This is a genomic window from Neisseria animalis (genome assembly GCF_900636515.1).
Taxonomy (GTDB): domain Bacteria; phylum Pseudomonadota; class Gammaproteobacteria; order Burkholderiales; family Neisseriaceae; genus Neisseria; species Neisseria animalis.
In genome coordinates, this window is sequence record NZ_LR134287.1 from 1,149,997 (window position 1) to 1,168,013 (window position 18,017).

The 18,017-nt window shown below is 53.1% G+C and carries 14 protein-coding genes; 3 read left to right on the plus strand and 11 right to left on the minus strand.

Annotated elements, in window-relative coordinates:
* Window positions 1-120: 120 nt before the first annotated feature.
* The 4 genes from clpP to EL111_RS05430 all read right to left on the minus strand — a co-directional run bounded on the left by clpP (window position 121) and on the right by EL111_RS05430 (window position 4,736).
* Entirely contained in the window at window positions 121-741 is a 621-nt protein-coding gene (clpP, locus tag EL111_RS05415) for an ATP-dependent Clp endopeptidase proteolytic subunit ClpP (protein ID WP_126325842.1), read from the minus strand.
* Between the two features lie 116 nt (window positions 742-857).
* On the minus strand, window positions 858-2,165 hold the full coding sequence (gene tig / locus EL111_RS05420) for a trigger factor (RefSeq protein ID WP_123796017.1): 1,308 nt from the start codon (window positions 2,163-2,165) through the stop codon (window positions 858-860).
* Between the two features lie 154 nt (window positions 2,166-2,319).
* Entirely contained in the window at window positions 2,320-2,976 is a 657-nt protein-coding gene (locus EL111_RS05425) for a response regulator (RefSeq protein WP_123796018.1), read from the minus strand.
* Complete coding sequence (locus EL111_RS05430) at window positions 2,973-4,736, minus strand: ATP-binding protein (RefSeq protein ID WP_123796019.1); 1,764 nt, start codon at window positions 4,734-4,736, stop codon at window positions 2,973-2,975. The genes EL111_RS05425 and EL111_RS05430 overlap by 4 nt, the downstream gene beginning before the upstream one ends.
* A 407-nt stretch (window positions 4,737-5,143) precedes the next feature.
* On the opposite strand from EL111_RS05430, the gene EL111_RS05435 reads away from it, so the two are divergent.
* Window positions 5,144-5,725: a molybdenum cofactor guanylyltransferase gene (locus EL111_RS05435; RefSeq protein WP_123796039.1), complete on the plus strand. Its 582-nt coding sequence runs from the start codon at window positions 5,144-5,146 to the stop codon at window positions 5,723-5,725.
* A 10-nt stretch (window positions 5,726-5,735) separates the two neighbouring features.
* Here EL111_RS05435 and EL111_RS10780 read toward each other — a convergent pair whose 3' ends face one another.
* Together EL111_RS10780 and EL111_RS05440 are read right to left on the minus strand one after the other, a co-directional pair.
* Complete coding sequence (locus EL111_RS10780; RefSeq protein WP_269471068.1) at window positions 5,736-5,858, minus strand: hypothetical protein; 123 nt, start codon at window positions 5,856-5,858, stop codon at window positions 5,736-5,738.
* A gap of 265 nt (window positions 5,859-6,123) precedes the next feature.
* Window positions 6,124-7,020, minus strand: coding sequence for an NAD(P)H-hydrate dehydratase (locus EL111_RS05440; protein ID WP_123796020.1), 897 nt, complete (start codon window positions 7,018-7,020; stop codon window positions 6,124-6,126).
* Window positions 7,021-7,085: 65 nt separating this feature from the next.
* On the opposite strand from EL111_RS05440, the gene EL111_RS05445 reads away from it, so the two are divergent.
* Window positions 7,086-7,745, plus strand: a complete 660-nt coding sequence (locus EL111_RS05445; RefSeq protein ID WP_123796021.1) for a cytochrome b/b6 domain-containing protein — start codon at window positions 7,086-7,088, stop codon at window positions 7,743-7,745.
* A gap of 282 nt (window positions 7,746-8,027) precedes the next feature.
* On the opposite strand, the gene ruvB is transcribed toward EL111_RS05445, so the two are convergent.
* Window positions 8,028-9,059 carry a Holliday junction branch migration DNA helicase RuvB gene (ruvB, locus tag EL111_RS05450; protein WP_123796022.1) on the minus strand — a complete coding sequence of 344 codons (1,032 nt, stop codon included), beginning with the start codon at window positions 9,057-9,059 and terminating at the stop codon, window positions 8,028-8,030.
* Window positions 9,060-9,110: 51 nt separating this feature from the next.
* Entirely contained in the window at window positions 9,111-9,422 is a 312-nt protein-coding gene (locus EL111_RS05455; protein WP_123796023.1) for a hypothetical protein, read from the minus strand.
* A 146-nt stretch (window positions 9,423-9,568) separates the two neighbouring features.
* Here EL111_RS05455 and aspA point away from each other — a divergent pair, with 146 nt between their 5' ends.
* The gene (gene aspA, locus EL111_RS05460) at window positions 9,569-10,966 is read left to right on the plus strand and encodes an aspartate ammonia-lyase (RefSeq protein WP_123796024.1); all 1,398 of its coding nucleotides are present in this window, start codon (window positions 9,569-9,571) and stop codon (window positions 10,964-10,966) included.
* Between the two features lie 366 nt (window positions 10,967-11,332).
* Here aspA and lpdA read toward each other — a convergent pair whose 3' ends face one another.
* From lpdA to aceE, 3 genes are all read right to left on the minus strand, one after another.
* Window positions 11,333-13,129, minus strand: coding sequence for a dihydrolipoyl dehydrogenase (gene lpdA / locus EL111_RS05465; RefSeq protein ID WP_123796025.1), 1,797 nt, complete (start codon window positions 13,127-13,129; stop codon window positions 11,333-11,335).
* A gap of 225 nt (window positions 13,130-13,354) precedes the next feature.
* Window positions 13,355-14,995, minus strand: coding sequence for a dihydrolipoyllysine-residue acetyltransferase (gene aceF, locus EL111_RS05470; protein ID WP_123796026.1), 1,641 nt, complete (start codon window positions 14,993-14,995; stop codon window positions 13,355-13,357).
* 151 nt (window positions 14,996-15,146) lie between these two features.
* Window positions 15,147-17,816, minus strand: coding sequence for a pyruvate dehydrogenase (acetyl-transferring), homodimeric type (gene aceE / locus EL111_RS05475; protein ID WP_123796040.1), 2,670 nt, complete (start codon window positions 17,814-17,816; stop codon window positions 15,147-15,149).
* Window positions 17,817-18,017: the final 201 nt, after the last annotated feature.

Genomic DNA, 18,017 nt, shown 5'->3' on the forward strand with positions numbered 1-18,017 from the left:
TTGCAGGAATTTACAAGGCTTTGCGGTTTGGATAGGTAACCGGCATAAAAAGGCCGTCTGCAAAACGGCCGGTGGGTATTTCCGGTATTTGCAGACGGCCTTTGGGCGGCAATATGCGGATTATTTGCCTAATACGCCGCGCTGGGTGAGGACTTGGTCGATTAAGCCGTATTCTTGGGCTTCTTCGGCAGTCATGTAGTTGTCGCGATCGGTGTCGCGTTCGACTTTTGCCAAATCCTGACCGGTATGTTCGGCAATCAAACGGTTTAATTTGGCTTTGGTTTTCAACAGCTCTTTGGCATGGATTTCAATATCGGATGCCTGACCGGACAGTCCGCCGCTGATCAGCGGCTGGTGAATCATCACGCGGCTGTTTGGCAGGGAGAAGTGTTTTCCTTTTGCACCGGCGGAGAGCAGGAATGCGCCCATGCTGGCGGCCATGCCCATACACAGGGTGGAGACATCGGGCTTGATGAAGTTCATGGTGTCATAAATCGACATGCCTGCGCTGACTGAACCGCCGGGGGAGTTGATGTAGAGGAAGATGTCTTTATCCGGATTTTCGCTTTCCAAAAACAGCAGTTGCGCCACCACCAGATTGGCAGACTGGTCGTTTACCGGGCCGACTAAAAAGATGATGCGCTCTTTGAGCAGGCGGGAATAAATATCGAAAGCGCGCTCGCCGCGTCCGCTTTGTTCGACAACGGTTGGCACGAGATAGTTTTGAAAGTCTGGAGTCATTTCTGTTTTCCTTAAATGGCTGAAAAGCACCAAAGCACGCTTGACGCTGCTTCGGTGCTTTTGATTTCATGCCGTCTGCAAATTGGGATTGCAGACGGCTTCGGGTTGTCCGAAGGTTAGACTTGACCCATTACCTCATCAAAAGACAGGGCTTTTTCAGTTACTTTGGCTTTGCCCAGTACGAAGTCGACCACATTGGCTTCTACGGCTAGAGAAGTCGGGCCTTGCAGACGTTGTGCATCGGCATAGTACCAATCGATGACTTCTTGAGGATCTTCGTAGCTGTCGGCAAAGTTGGTGATGACGGCTTTGATTTGTTCTTCGGTCGGCTCGAGTTTGTTTTCTTCAACTACTTTTGCCAAAATCAGACCCAATGACACGCGGCGTTCTGCTTGCTCTTTGAACATATCCAGCGGCAAATCCAAGTTGGCGGCATCGGCCATGCCTTGGTTGACGAAATTCTGTTTCATTTCGTTGGCCAGACGGCCGGCTTCTTCGTTAACCAAAACAACCGGTACTTGGATTTCGGTTGATTTCAGCAAGGCGTCCATAACGGATTCTTTGGTTTGGTCGGCAACGCGGCGTTCAACTTCGCGACCGACGTTTTTCTTCACTTCTTCACGCATTTTGGCCACATCGCCGTCTTCGATGCCCAAGGCTTTGGCAAAGTCGGCATCCACTTCCGGCAGGGCAGCTTCGGATACGTTGTTCAGGGTAATGGTGAATACGGCGGTTTTACCGGCTACGTCTTTACCGTGGTAGTCTTCAGGGAAGTTGACTTCGACGTCTTTGCTTTCTCCGGCTTTCATGCCGACTACGCCTGCTTCAAATTCAGGCAGCATCTGACCTGCACCCAAGGCGAAGGCATAGTTTTTGGAAGAGCCGCCGGCAAACGGTTCGCCGTCGATTTTGCCTTCAAAGTCGATGATGACGCGGTCGCTGTTTTGCGCTTCGCGCTCGACGTGGTTGTAGCGGGTACGCTGTTTGCGCAGGATTTCTACGGTTTTGTCCACTTCGGCATCGCCTACGCTGGCGGTAACTTTGGTTACTTCTTGTGCGGAAAGGTCGCCTACGGTTACTTCCGGGAAGACTTCAAAAATGGCGGCAACTTTCAGGGTGTTTTCATCGTCTTGTTCTTCAACGCTGTCGAAGCGCGGGAAACCGGCGATGCGGAGGTTTTGCTCGGTTACGATGTCGTAGAACGCGCGCGGCAGCAGTTCGTTCAATACTTCGTTTTGTACGGAGGCACCGTACATGGAAGCAACGATTTTCAATGGTGCTTTGCCCGGACGGAAGCCGTCGATTTTAACGCGGCGTTGGGTTTGTTTCAGGCGTTTGTCGGTTTCTGCATTGATGTCGGCCCAAGCCAGAGACACAATGATTTTGCGTTCCAAGTTTTCTAAAGTTTCTACGTTTACGCTCATCGTAAGCCCTTAAAGGTTGTTGGTTGTTGGGAAATCCTGTTGCGGGGGAGATAGGGACAGACTGCCGAAAATCAAGTGCCGCCCGCAAGGGATAAATTTTAGCCGTTTAGTATAGCACATTGTTGTGCGGATAGGCGAAAGGCCGTCTGAAAATTTATATGTCCTGCGGTTGCGGTACGTTGTGGTTGACGGCGTAAACCGCTGCCTGTACGCGGCTGCCGAGGTTGAGCTTTCTCAGGATATTTTGGACGTGTACTTTGATGGTGGATTCTGCAAGGTCGAGATGGCGGGCGATGACTTTGTTGCTGTGCCCGGCGGCGAGGTAGCCTAAGATTTCCAATTCGCGCGGGGTCAGGGCGGAGAGCGCGCGGTCGGTACGCGGTGCGGCGGGCGAAATCAGCGATTGCACGAGGCGTGAGGTCATTTCGGGGGAAAAGACGTTGTCTCCGTCTACGGCTTTGCGGATGCTGTCGAGCAGGAAGTCGGCATTGATGTTTTTCAGCAAAAAGCCGCGCGCGCCCAAACGCATACATTCGGTCAGATCGTCGCTGTCTTCCGATACGGTCAGCATGACGACGTTTTGTTGCGGATTGGTGTTGAGGATTTGTGCCAGCGCTTCCCGCCCGTTCATGGCGGGCATATCGAGGTCGAGCAGGACGATGTCGGGTTGGAGCTGTTCGGTCAGTTTGACGCCGGAAAAGCCGTCTGCGGCTTCGCCGATGACTTCAAAGTCGTCTTGGCGCGAAAGCAGGGCTTTGATGCCGCTGCGGAAAAGGGTATGGTCGTCGATTAAGATGATTTTGATGCTCATGCTGCGTTTCTTTCGGATTGCGGCAAACGTAGGGTAACGGTTGTGCCTTGTTGCGGTCGGGATTCTACGGTCAGGGTGGCGCGGATTCGGCGTGCGCGCTCCTGCATAATGCCCAGTCCGACATGCTCGCCGGATAAAATATTCAGACGGCTTGTGTCGAAACCGATGCCGTCGTCGCGTATGGTCAGGACAAAATCCCGTTCGTTGGTAATGCTGATGTGTACATGGCTTGCGTGGGCGTGTTTGCGGATGTTGGACAGGCTTTCCTGCAGGATAAAGACTGCTTGGAGCTGCTCGTCGTTGTTGAGCGCGACAGTGTCGTCCGTCCATGAGGTTTCAACGGCAATCTGGGTTTGCTGTTTGAAACGTGCCAGCAGTGCGGCCACGGCTTCGGGAAAGTCTTTATTGCTGATTTTGGTACGGAAGTTTAACAGAAGCTCGCGGACATCGTCATAGCATTCTTGTACGCCGTCTTTGATAAAACGGATATTTTCTTCAACCTGTTCTTTTTGGCCGGCACGAAACGCACTCTCCAGCATTTGAACTTGGAGGTTGAGAAAGGTCAGCGTTTGCGCGATGCTGTCGTGCAGACCTTGGGCAATCAGGTTGCGTTCCTGCAATACGGCAAGCAGACGGCTTTCTTGGGAGAAGCGGTGGTTGGCAACGGATACGCCGAGCTGGCTGCTTAAGGCGTGCAGCAATTTCCGGTCGTCATCGGTAAGGGTTATGCCGTCTGCAAAATACAGGGTAAGTTCTCCTAATTGTTCTTCTTGGTAAACAATCGGGAAAGTATCGCTGCAGGGGAAATCGGGAGCGGCGTTTTCAGGCAAATTGAATGAGGCGGTCAAGCCGGTACGGCCGCGTTCGGCGTGCAGCAGGCGGACGCAGCCGGCGGAAGCGGAAACGGCAGGAACGGTGCGGGCCAAAAACTCTTCGGCGGCTTGTTTGGGCTGGCGGATTTGGTGCAGGTCGCGCGTGGTTTGGTAAAGCAGGGCCAAGTCCCGGTTTTGACGCGCCAGATCGGCGGTTTGGCGGGCAACTTGTCCTTCCAAGTCGGTGTAGAGTGTTTTCAGGCGGCTGCTCATTTGGTTAAACCCGTGGCTGACTTGGGCAAATTCGCGAATATGGTCGGTTGGGATAGCCACGCCGAAGCCACCGCGTCTGATGGTTTGTACGCCTTCGCGCAGTGTTTCGAGCGGACGGATAATCCACGCATAGTGCAGCATAATCATCGAGCCTGCCGCCAACAATATCATGAAAACCAATGCCATTTGGAAACGCCGCAGCCACAGTGAGTTTTTCTCGCTGGCGTGCTCGAGGGCTTGGATAAACAATTCCAAATTGCCGGTAAAGCGGTACAGGTCGATTTGGCTGGGCAATTCGCGGTTCAACAGCGAGGGGCGGATGTTGTTTTGCCAATCGATAAGCAGCATGGATTGGATTAAATCGTAGGAGAGCGGCGTATGCGAGGGAATCAGCGGGTGAACCAAATCGCTTTTGTTGATGGCGGCCAGTGTCTGCTCGAATTCTAAAATCTGGCGGTTGATTTGCGGGCCGGAAGCATCGTGGCTGACCGTATAGGTCAGCCGGTAGGTTTGTGTCCGCAGGCTGCCGGCATCATTGATGGCAGCGGCTGCATTTTCCAAACGCCAAGACAAAAGCAGCGTCAAGACCACGGAAAACAGGGCGGAGCCGACCCACAGCAGGGTCAGCAGCTTGAGCCGGGCGGAAAGGCTGAGGGATTGGCGGTTTTGGATCATGCGTTGTCTTTCTGGCAGACGCTTCGGTTTGGAAACGGTAAAAGCCGTCTGCAAACAGACGGAAAAATAGGGAAATACGGGAATTGTAAAAGCCGAGGCGGAGAGCTGTAAACATGGCGTGCAGATTTTATCGCAACGATGGGAGAACGGTGCAGCAAGAGTATTCGGGTTTGCGCTCCGGAGGGGTGGTTGCCGTCTTCGGAATAATTCGGGCTGTGTAAAAAAATGTGTTTTTGTTGTGGAAAGCGGGCGGAATTAGTGTAAAATCTCGTTAGATAAAATTCATTTTAAATGAAACTTAAATTGGATTTTGCAGACGGCATGAATGGCGGAAAAGATGGGCAACGCTGCCGGTTGAGCGCATCAGGCCGTCTGCAAAAAGGCGGTAAGATATGGAACAGAATGCAATGAAAATTTACGCCTTGATACTTTCGGGCGGGCAGGGCAAGCGGGTTGGCGGTACGGATAAAGGACTGCTGCCCCTGCGCGGCAAACCCTTAATCGATCATGTTATCGGGCGTATCAGGCAGCAGGTAGACCACATTGCCATCAGCGCAAACCGTAATTTGGAAGCCTATGCCGAGCGCAGCCCGCATGTTTTCGCCGATGCGCGGCAATGGCAGCACTTGGGGCCGCTGGCGGCGTTGTGTACCGCTGCCAATGATTTGCAACTGGCTAAGGCGGATTGGCTGCTGATTGTATCGTGCGATATGCCGGAACTGCCGCCCGATTTGGTGGCACGTTTTTTGGAAATGGCACGCCGCACGCCGCTGTGTAATGCGTTTTATGTGGAAACGCCCGTGCGCCCGCAATACAGCATCATGTTTATCCGTCCGCAGATTTTGCAGAGTGCCATTCCCTATCTCTATTCGGGTATGCGGACTTTGCGCGGCTGGTTGCAGCAGCAGCGCGCCCGCGTGGTACATTTCGATTCGGACGGAGATTTTGTCAACTACAATACGCCGGAAGAATTGCAACAAAGCGAATAGGGCGTACTTTTTAACCGCACAACTCGTCGAGCGCCGGCATACCGATGTCAACCACACCGCCTCCACCGTCTGCCGTAAATTCATCATAAGGGGTGAAGTGTTTGATGGTTTGGGTGCAGGGTAAAAGAGGCATTTTTAGGCGAAAAGGCCGTCTGCAAAATGCGGGATATTGATATGTTGACGATTTCCCGCAACGGGTTTATCGTTAGCAAAAAAGCCGTCTGAATATGCAGACGGCTTTTTCTTGCGTTTAAGGCGGGAATACACAGTTTACAACCGCATCAAGGTAAGAAATAACCAAACCAACAGCTTTCATCGGTTTCAAATCAAAAAAAGTACGGCAGATTCCCTATTCCGATTTCTCATGAATCCGCTATGCTTGGGAAACGGCATGGCTGTCAGATTGACGAATGAATCAGGCGGTTTCTCAGCCAGCGGGCGGCCGGAGCAATTTCACCGGCCAACATACCGGCTTCACCGATGCCGTTGTCGCGCAGGAGGTCCGCCGCCGCGCCGTGCAGCCATACGCCGGCTTGTGCGGCTTGCAGAAGGGGTATGCCTTGTGCCAGCAGGCTGCCGATTATGCCGCTTAACACGTCTCCGCTGCCAGCCGTTGCCAAGCCTGCATTGCCGCTGGTGTTGGTGTAAAGGGGCTGCTCGGGCGCGGCAACCAAGCTGCGGCTGCCTTTGAGTACGGTTACGGCATTGAAGGTATGGCTGATGGTTTGAACGGCGTGTTCGCGGCCGGATTGCACTGCTTCGGTGGAAATGCCCAACAAACGTGCGGCTTCGGACGGATGGGGGGTTAAGATCAGTTTGCCGTGTTCCGCTGCCTGTTGTCGGATTGCAGACGGCTTGGCCAGCAAAGTAAGCGCGTCGGCATCCAGCAGCAGCGGTTTGCCTCGGGCAGCGGTCAATAGGGCAGACAGTAAATGTTCGGTCTGAGTGTCCAAACCCAAGCCGCAGCCGACGACATAGGCATCAATGTCGTTGCGCCGTATCAAGGTTTCGGCGGTGGCCAGCATTACTTCGGGGCGTTCGGGAATCACGGCAAACGGCAATTGCGGCTGGTTGAATGCCGCCCATGTTTTGCCGCAGCCGGTGTACATTGCCGCCGTAGCAGCCAATACGACGGCTCCGCTCATGCCTGATGTGCCGCCGATAACTGCCAGTGTGCCGAATGTTCCTTTGTGGCTTTCTTCTTGGCGCGGTTTGAACACGTCGGGAAACTGTAAGGCCGTCTGCAAATGGCGGCTTTCGCTGTTTGGACAATAAGATGGAGAAAAGAAGGTCATGGCGCGGCCGGAAAATTTGTTAGAATATGTCTGATTTCAAACATATTATAAGAAAGTACGCGATAATGAAACAGAAAATCAAGGTGTGGGATTTGCCTACGCGGCTTTTCCATTGGCTGTTGGCGGTTGCGGTGGTGTTTATGTGGTACAGCGCGCAGGCGGGCGGCAATCTGCTGGTGTGGCACTTGCGGTGCGGAGTGTTGGTGCTGGCCTTGCTGGTGTTCCGTATTTGCTGGGGTGTGTGGGGCAGCGATACGGCAAGGTTTGCGAATTTTGTACGCGGGCCGAAACAAATGCTGCGTTATCTCAAAGGCGGGCTTTCGGAAAACGAGCAGCCCGGACACAATCCTGTCGGCGCATTGATGGTGTTGGCATTATTGGTGGCGGTGGCGGTGCAGGTAACGACCGGCCTGTTTGCGTCCGATGAGAATACTTTTACCAATAACGGCTATTTGAACGGCTGGGTCAGCGCAGATACGGGTTCGGCATTGCGTACAATCCATATCGGTTTTTTCAATCTGTTGGCGGCATTGGCGGCGGTACACGTTGTAACGATTCTGATTTATAAGTTTGTGAAAAAACACAATCTGATTACGCCGATGCTGACCGGTTATAAAGAATTGGAAGGCAAGCTGCCGGTATTGCGTTTTGCCGGAGCAGGGAAGTTTGCGCTGGCGTTTACATTGGCTGCCGCGGCCGCATGGTTGGTGGCAAATGCGGCATGATGATGTAGGATAACGGAATAAGGCCGTCTGCAAAATTGAATTTGCAGACGGCCTTTTGCGATGGAATGGATGCGGAAGGCAGATGTTTTGAGCGGATTAGAGTTTGATTATAGTCGAATAAAATAAGAATGAGACAAGGCAGCGAAGCCGCAGACAGTACACATAGTACGGCAAGGCAAAGCAACGCTGTATCATTCTTATTTTAAATGACTATAAAGTTTTATAGTCATTTCATGCAACAAAATACGGCATTGCTGCTTGGCCGTATGGCGCATGTTCCGGTTACTTGTCGTACTGCAGGCCGAAGTGGGCGTAGGCGCGTTCGGTAGCCGTTCTGCCGCGCGGGGTGCGTTGCAGGAATCCTTGTTGGATCAGATACGGCTCGATAACGTCTTCAATCGTATCGGTCGATTCGCCGATGGCGGCGGCAATGTTTTCCAAACCTACCGGCCCGCCGCTGAATTTATATAAAACCGCTTCTAAAAATTTTCTGTCCATCACGTCCAAGCCCTGATGATCGACATCCAGCATACTCAGGGCGGCATCGGCGGTTGGGGCATCAATCATGCCGCCGTTTTTGACTTCGGCATAATCGCGCACCCGACGCAGCAGGCGGTTGGCGATACGGGGCGTACCGCGGCTGCGTTTGGCCACTTCCATTGCGCCTTCTTCACCCATTTCCAACTGCAAAAGTTGTGCGGAGCGGCTGACAATGGTGGCCAAATCGCGGTTTTCGTAAAACTCCAAGCGGGAAACGATGCCGAAACGGTCGCGTAAGGGGTTGGTCAGCATACCGGCGCGGGTGGTAGCGCCGATAAGGGTAAACGGCGGCAGATCGATTTTAACCGAACGGGCGGCAGGACCTTCGCCGATCATGATGTCGAGCTGGTAGTCTTCCATTGCCGGATAGAGGATTTCTTCGACAACGGGGCTTAGGCGGTGGATTTCATCGATAAATAACACATCGTGCGGTTCGAGATTGGTCAGCAATGCCGCCAAATCGCCGGCGCGTTCCAATACAGGACCGCTGGTTTGGCGCAGGTTGACACCCAGCTCGCGCGAGATGATGTGCGCCAGCGTGGTTTTACCTAAACCGGGCGGGCCGAAAAGCAGGGTGTGGTCGAGTGCTTCGCCCCGCTTTTTGGCGGCTTGGATAAAAATGGCCAATTGTTCTTTGGCTTTGCGCTGCCCGATATAGTCTTCCAGCGTTTTCGGACGTAGGGCGCGCTCTAAAAGTTCTTCTTGGCTGGAGATGTTTTGTGCGCTGATGATGCGTTGCGGTTGCGGTGCAGTCAGGTTGTCGGTTTGTAACATGGTTCGCGGTTTCTCTGAAAATGCAGACGGCTTTCGGGCGGATAAATCAGCTCAGCTTCTCTGTTCGCGCCATTGCAGATAATCGCGCAGCGGCGGCATGGGAGGATTGATGCAGTGCGGGCAGACGCCGGTTACGTCTTCATCGTCGCTGTCGATATGGAAAGCATCGGGATCGAAGCGCGCCTGCTGTAAAACGGTTTGGGCGAGGGCTTGTTCCTGAACAACGTCAAATCCGAAGCGTTGCAGGATTTCTTCCAACAGCCGGATTTCTCCGCTGCTGAAATCTTTGCTGTGGCGGATAATCATGTCGCGATAGTCGGAATGGCTGATTTTTTGCTGTAACAGTGCGGTCAGGTTGCTCATGAGTCAGGATATGCCGTCTGAAAAACGCTATTATAGCGGAAAGCAGCGTAATATCGGAGAGCGATAGGCCGAAAACAGGATAGACAATTTCTGTATAGTCGGCTATCGTTATATTATTTATATCGTAACAACCGACAGGGGAAAACATGACGTTCCGTATTGAACACGACCTGCTGGGCGAGCGTAAAATTCCTGCAGACGTTTACTGGGGAATCCATACCTTGCGAGCAGTGGAAAATTTTAATATTTCTACACAAAAAATTGCCGATGTGCCGCTGTTTGTCCGCAGCATGGTAATGGTTAAGAAAGCGACCGCGCAAGCCAATGCGGAATTGGGTGCAGTGCCGTCTGCAATTGCCGCCGCCATCGAACAAGCCTGCGACGAGGTATTGCTCAAAGGCCGCTGTTTGGATCAGTTTCCTTCTGATGTTTATCAGGGCGGCGCCGGTACATCGGTAAATATGAACACTAATGAAGTGATTGCAAACTTGGCCTTGGAAATTCTGGGTCATGAGAAAGGGCGTTACGACATCGTAAACCCGATGGATCATGTCAATGCCAGCCAGTCTACCAATGACGCTTATCCTACCGGCTTCCGTTTGGCGGTATATTACAGCATTGGAGAAATGCTCGACAAACTGCGTGTGCTGCGCGATGCCTTCGCCGCCAAAGCAGAAGAGTTTAAAGATATTTTGAAAATGGGGCGTACCCAGCTTCAGGATGCTGTGCCGATGACGGCAGGGCAGGAGTTTTTATCGTTCCAAGTATTATTGGACGAAGAAATCCTCAATCTCGACCGTACCCGTGCTTTATTGTTGGAAGTCAACTTGGGGGCAACCGCCATCGGTACCGGCGTCAACACGCCGAAAGGTTATGCAGCTTTGGTGGTTGAGAAACTGGCAGCCGTCAGCGGCTTGCCGTGTACGCTCACGCCCAACCTGATTGAAGCCACTTCCGACTGCGGTGCTTATGTGATGGTACATGGTGCATTGAAACGCACCGCCGTCAAACTCTCGAAAATCTGTAACGACTTGCGCTTGCTTTCCTCCGGCCCGCGAGCCGGCTTGAAAGAAATCAACTTGCCGGAAATGCAGGCAGGCTCATCAATCATGCCGGCCAAAGTCAACCCCGTGATTCCCGAAGTTGTCAACCAAGTCTGCTTTAAAGTAATCGGCAATGATACAGCCATTACTTTTGCCGCAGAGGCAGGACAGCTCCAACTGAATGTGATGGAACCCGTTATCGCCCAATGTATGTTTGAGACCATTTCGCTGTTGGGTAACGCCAGCGTTAATTTGGCGGAAAAATGCGTCAGCGGGATTACGGTAAACCGGGAAATCTGCGAGCGTTATGTATTCAACTCCATCGGTTTGGTGACTTATCTCAATCCGTATATCGGCCATCACAATGGCGATGTTGTCGGAAAAATCTGCGCCGAAACCGGAAAAGGCGTGCGGGAAGTGGTCTTGGAGCGCGGTCTGTTGAGCGAAGAAGAGCTGGACCGTATTCTGTCGCCGGAAAATCTGATGAATCCGCACGCTTAAAGTTAAGATAAAGTGAGGTATGGTTATATTTCACTTTATCTTAAAAAAGAACGTGCTGTGGCGAGGGAGCTGCAAAGCGTTTGTTGGGTTTCATTGTCTTTTTTCTGAACTCATCAAAAGCCAAAACAGAATTTCTCTTAAATTGAAGTTATAGTCGAATAAAATAAGAATGAGACAAGGCAGCGAAGCCGCAGACAGTACACATAGTACGGCAAGGCAAAGTAACGCTGTATCATTCTTATTTTAAATGACTATAAAAGACCAAGATAACGCAAAGATATAGGAAGGCCGTCTGTAAAAAGTTAATTTACAGACGGCCTTTTAATGAATAATGCTTACAGTTTTTTGTTGCAAACTGTTATGACATTATTTCTTTTTCTTTTGCGGCGGCAGGTCGGTACATACGCCCAAAGCCACTTCCGCAGCCATACCAATGGATTCACCCAAGGTCGGGTGCGGATGGATGGTGCGGCCGATGTCCTCGGCATCACAACCCATTTCAATCGCCAAACAGATTTCACCGATCATGTCGCCACCATTCGGACCGACGATACCGCCGCCGATGATTCTGCCGCTTTCGGCATCAAAAATCAGCTTGGTAAAGCCGTTGTCGCAGCCATTGGCAATCGCACGGCCGGAAGCTGCCCACGGGAAGGTAGCTTTGGTGATTTTAATGCCGTCTGCTTTTGCAGAGGTTTCGGTTACGCCGACCCATGCTACTTCAGGTGAAGTAAAGGCTACACCCGGAATGACGCGCGCATCGAAGTAGGCTTTGTGGCCTGCACAGTTTTCGGCGGCAACGTGGCCTTCGTGTACGGCTTTGTGCGCCAACATCGGTTGGCCGACGATGTCGCCGATGGCGTAAATGTGCGGCACGTTGGTACGCATTTGCTTGTCGACTTCGATGAAACCGCGTTCGGTAACGGCGACACCGGCTTTTTCTGCACCGATGAGTTTGCCGTTTGGCGCACGTCCGGCAGCCACCAGCACGCAATCATAGCGTTGCGGTTCGGCAGGTGCGTTTTCGCCTTCAAACGTTACATAGATACCGTCTTCGCGTGCTTCTACGGCTACGGTTTTGGTGTTGGTCATGATGCGGTCGAAGCGGTGTTCGTTGGCTTTCTGCCATACTTTCACCAAGTCGCGGTCTGCACCCTGCATCAGGCCGTCCATCATTTCCACTACTTCCAGACGGGTGCCCAAAGTGCTGTAAACCGTACCCATTTCGAGGCCGATGATGCCGCCGCCGATAATCAGCATATTGCCCGGTACTTCTTTCAGTGCCAATGCGCCGGTAGAGTCGATGATGCGCGGGTCTTGCGGGATAAACGGCAGGTTCATCACGCGGCTGCCCGCGGCGATAATGGCGTTTTTAAATTGGATGGTGCGTTTTTCGCCGGTTTCTACCAGCGGTGCATCGTATTCGCCGGTTTCGGTCAGGGCGACTTCGATATGGTGCGCGCCGACAAATTGGCCGTTACCGCGGATGACATCTACTTTGCGTGCTTTGGCCATGCCGTTCAAACCGCCGGTCAGGCGGCCGACAACGTTGTTTTTGTAGGTACGCAACATATCGATGTCCAGTTCCGGCTCTTGGTATTTGATACCGTTGGCGGCAAGATGGCGCACTTCGTCGATTACGTTGGCGTTGTGCAGCAGTGCTTTGGACGGAATGCAGCCTACGTTCAGGCATACGCCGCCCAAGGTGGAGAAGCGTTCCACGATGGCAACTTTCAAACCTTCGTCGGCTGCGGCGAAGGCAGCGGAATAACCGCCCGGTCCGCCGCCCAATACCACTACGTCGTATTCCGCATCGGCGTTACCGCTGAATGCAGCGGCTTGCGGTGCGGCTGCGACTGCTTTCGGGGCTTCTTGTGCCGGAGCGGCGGCAGGCGCGGCTTCGGCTTTTGGCTCCTCTGCGGCAGAGGCGGATTCAACTACCAGAATCACGCCGCCTTCGGAGATTTTGTCGCCGACTTTAACTTTCACTTCTTTCACCACGCCTGCGGCTTCGGCAGGTACGTCCATGGTGGCTTTGTCGGTTTCCAAAGTAATCAGGGTGTCGTCAACGGAGATGGTGTCGCCCGCTTTGACTTCTACGGCGATGATGTCCACATTTTCATGGCCGCCGATGTCGGGCACTTTCAATTCGATTAAGCTCATTTTGCATCTTTCTTTGATTATTCCGTTTCAGACGGCCTGAAGCTCATAAAGGCCGTCTGAAAAATCCGTGTTACCGTATAGGGATTGGTTTTGCAGGGAATGCGGCTCCGTCAGGCTGTTTTGCCGGCAAAATGACGGGATTTTTCACATTGCATCAAACATCCTTCCCGTTTATGTTCAGACGGCCTGAACGGATATTAATATTCAAAGGCCGTCTGAAAACCATTACAGGGTAATACGGCGGAAGTCTTTCAACAGGTTGGCCAAGAACACGGTGAAGCGCATACCTGCCGCACCGTCGATTACGCGGTGGTCGAACGACAGGCTCAGCGGACACATCAGGCGCGGCTCGAACTCTTTGCCGTTCCATACCGGTTTCATTTGTGATTTGCACACGCCCAAAATGGCGACTTCCGGTGCGTTCACAATCGGGGTAAAACCGGTACCGCCGATGCCGCCCAAGCTGGAGATGGTAAAGCATGCGCCTTGCATTTCCTGCGGTTTGAGCTTGCCTTCGCGGGCTTTTTTCGACAATTCGGTCAATTCTTGGCTGATTTGTTTCAGGCCTTTTTGATCCACATCTTTAATCACCGGTACCACCAAACCGTTCGGCGTATCGGCGGCAAAACCGATGTTGAAGTAGTTTTTCAATACCAGATTGTCGCCGTCCAGAGAGGCGTTGAATTCCGGGAAAGCTTTCAGCGCGGAAACCGAGGCTTTGATGATGAATGCCAACGGCGAGAGTTTCACACCTTCGCGCTCCCACTCTTTATTGAGTTGTTTGCGGAATTCTTCCAGCTCGGTCATGTCGGCATCTTCATTGACGGTAACGTGCGGGATGACTACCCAGTTGCGCGACAGGTTTTGGCCGGAAATTTTCTTGATGCGGCTCAGTTCTTTTACTTCTACCGAACCGAATTTGCTGAAGTCCACTTTCGGCCACGGCAGCAGATCCAAGCCGCCGCCGAGGGATGCGGTAGCGGCAGCCGGTGCGGCTTTGCCCGCACCGCCCTGCATGGCGGCTTTGACGAAGGCTTTAATGTCGTCGCCCATAATCCGGCCTTTCAGGCCGGTACCGGTTACCAAGCCCAAATCGACACCCAATTCGCGCGCCAGTTTGCGTGCGGAAGGGCCGGCGTGGGCTTTGACGAAGGAAGCTTCGTTAATAGGGGTGTTGCCGAATGCGGCAGCCGGTGCGGCCGGTGCAGCGGCTTGTGCGGGTGCGGCAGCGGGAGCCGGTGCGGCTGCTTTAGGTGCTTCGGCAGCAGGAGCAGGAGCGGCGGCAGGTGCGCCGGCTGCTTCTACTTCGATAATGGCAGAGCCTTCGGATACTTTGTCGCCGACTTTAATCAAAACGGCTTTCACTACGCCGGCTGCGGTAGAAGGCACGTCCATAGTGGCTTTGTCGGTTTCCAAAGTAATCAGGGTGTCGTCAACGGCGACGGTATCGCCGGCTTTGACTTCTACCGCAATCACGTCCACATCGCTGTGGCCGCCGATGTCGGGTACGGTCACGGTTACGGTACCTGCTGCGGCGGCAGGCGCGGCAGCCGGAGCGGGTGCGCTTTCGACAGGGGCAGGTGCCGGTGAGGCTTCCTGAGCCGGGGCAGCAGGTGCTTCGGCAGCAGCACCGGTTTCCACCAGTAGAATCACGCCGCCTTCGGAAATTTTGTCGCCGACTTTGACTTTGACTTCTTTTACCACACCTGCTGCATCGGCAGGAACGTCCATGGTGGCTTTGTCGGTTTCCAGGGTAATCAGGGTGTCGTCAACCGCAATGGTGTCGCCGGCTTTGACTTCTACGGCGATGATGTCTACATTTTCATGACCGCCGATATCGGGTACTTTGATTTCTACGATACTCATTGAGAGTTTCCTTTTATGCTTCTTGTCTTCGGCTGAAGGTTATCCGATTTTCAGCCGTCGTATTGGTTTCTGCGGCAAAGCTGCCGCGTTCCGCTTAAACAATACACCGTTTCAGACGGCCTCTGTCTGAGAGGCCGTCTGAAAACTGCGGTTAGCGTTTCCAGCTTGGGGCAGTGTCGGTTTGGATGCCGTATTTTTCGATGGCTTGTTTAACGGTTTCTTTGCTGACTTTGCCTTGGTCTGCCAATGCGCTCAGCGCGGCGACGGCTACGCTGTAACGGTCGACTTCGAAGAAGCGGCGCAGGTTGGCGCGGCTGTCGGAACGGCCGAAACCGTCGGTACCCAAAACGTGGTAGTCGTTCGGGATATAGGCGCGGATGCGGTCGGCAAAGCTGCGGATGTAGTCGGTAGCGGCAACAACAGGACCTTCGTGTCCTTGCAGCTGGGCAGTTACAAACGGCAGTTTGTTTTCTTCCAGCGGATGCAGGCGGTTGTAGCGTTCTGCTTCGATTGCATCGCGGTGCAGCAGGTTGAACGACGGGCAAGACCAGATGTCGGCTTCAACACCGAAATCGTTTTTCAGCAACTCCGCACCTTTGATGACTTCGTTCAAAATCACGCCGGAACCCATCAGTTGGACTTTCTTGTCGGATTTGCCGCCTTCTTGCAGCAGGTACATGCCTTTCAGAATTTCCTGTTCGATGCCTTTGCGTTGCGGCATGGCAGGGTGGGCATAGTTTTCGTTCATCAGGGTCAGGTAGTAGAACACGTCTTCATTTTCGACGTACATGCGGCGCAGGCCGTCCTGAATGATGACTGCCAATTCGTATTGGAAAGTCGGATCGTAAGATACGCAGTTCGGAATCAGGTCGGCTTGGATTTGGCTGTGGCCGTCTTCGTGTTGCAGACCTTCGCCGTTCAAGGTTGTACGGCCGGCAGTACCGCCCAGCAGGAAACCGCGTGCGTGCATATCGCCGGCCGCCCATGCCAAGTCGCCCACGCGTTGGAAACCGAACATCGAATAGTAGATGTAGAACGGAATCATGGCGTAGCGGTTGTTGGCGTAAGAAGTGGCCGCTGCAATCCAGTCTGCCATCGCACCCGGTTCGTTAATGCCTTCCTGCAGGATTTGACCGTCAACCGATTCTTTATAGAACATCAGTTGGTCTTTGTCTTGCGGGGTATACTGTTGGCCTTTCGGGTTCCAGATGCCGTATTGGCGGAACATGCCTTCCATGCCGAAGGTACGGCTTTCATCAGGAACAATCGGTACGATGCGTTTGCCGATTTGTTTGTCTTTCAGCAAGGCAGACAAGATGCGCACAAATGCCATGGTGGTGGAAAATTCGCGGTCGCCGCTGGATTGCAGCTGTGCATCGAATGTTTCCAAAGCAGGAACCGGCAAGGCTTCGTTGTTCGGATTGCGCTGCGGCAGATAACCGCCCAATGCGTTGCGGCGTTCGCGCAGGTATTTCATTTCCTCGCTGTCTTCGGGGAAGCGGTAATACGGCAGGTCGCCGCTTTCGATTTGTTCGTCGCTTACCGGAATATCAAAACGGGTGCGGAATTGTTTCAGCGATTTCACGTCCATTTTTTTCGCTTGATGTGCGACGTTTTGACCTTCGCCGGAAGCGCCCATGCCGTAGCCTTTGATGGTTTTCGCCAAGATGACGGTCGGACGGCCGCCGGCATTGTTTACCGCTTCGTAGTATGCCGCATACACTTTGTGCGGATCGTGTCCGCCGCGGTTCAATGCCCATACTTCTTCGTCAGACATATTGGCGATGAGTGCTTTCAATTCGGGCGTATTGAAGAAGTGTTCGCGGACATAAGAACCGTCTTTGGATTTGTAAGTCTGGTAGTCGCCGTCCAATACTTCTTCCATGCGTTTTTTCAGCGCATTGGTCGTGTCGCGTGCCAGCAGGGCATCCCATTTGCTGCCCCAAATCACTTTCAACACGTTCCAGCCGGCACCGCGGAAGTTGCCTTCCAGCTCTTGGATGATTTTGCCGTTGCCGCGCACGGGGCCGTCCAAGCGTTGCAGGTTACAGTTGATGACGAAAATCAGGTTGTCCAAGCCTTCGCGTGCGGCCAGTGCGATTGCGCCTTGGGATTCCGGCTCGTCCATTTCGCCGTCGCCGCAGAATACCCATACTTTGCGGCCTTTGGTTTTGCTCAAGCCGCGCGAATCCAAGTATTTCAGGAAACGGGCTTGGTAAATCGCCATCAGCGGGCCCAAGCCCATGGATACGGTCGGGAATTGCCAAAAATCGGGCAGCAGGTGGGGGTGGGGATAAGAAGGCAGGCCGTTACCTTCCGCTTCTTGGCGGAAGTTGTCCAACTGTTCTTCGGTCAGGCGGCCTTCAACAAACGCGCGCGCATAAATGCCGGGAGCCGCGTGGCCTTGGAAGAATACCATATCGCCCTCTTCGCCTTCGCCTTTGGCTTTCCAGAAATGATTGAAACCGACATCATACAAAGTGGCTGCCGATTGGAAGGAAGCAATGTGTCCGCCCAACTCCAAGTCTTTCTTGCCCGCACGCAGCACCATTGCCGCCGCATTCCAGCGGATTGCGGAACGGATGCGGTGTTCCAGCTCGTGGTTGCCCGGAGATTTTTGCTCTTTGCCTACCGGAATGGTATTGAGATAAGCGGTGGTAGCGTCGAACGGCATGTGAACGCCGCGGCGGCGTGTGTATTTCACCAGTTGTTCCAACAGGAAATGTGCACGGCTTTCGCCTTCAGCTTCCAATACGGAGCTCAGTGCGTCCAGCCATTCCTGTGTTTCAATCGGGTCAACATCGTGCGGTTGTGTGGACATCATTACTATCCTTTATGTTGAGTGTATCAGACTTGGTCTTGCGACCGCTTCGTTTGTTTTCGTTTCTGAGTGAAGTTGAAAAGAAAACGTAAAACTAAAATAATTGAGGAGCTATCTTTGATTTCAAAGATTTGACGTTGTGATGTTTTAACTCGAAACACACGCCAAGCCTAAAATATTTCGCTTTGCTGCAAATCGTAT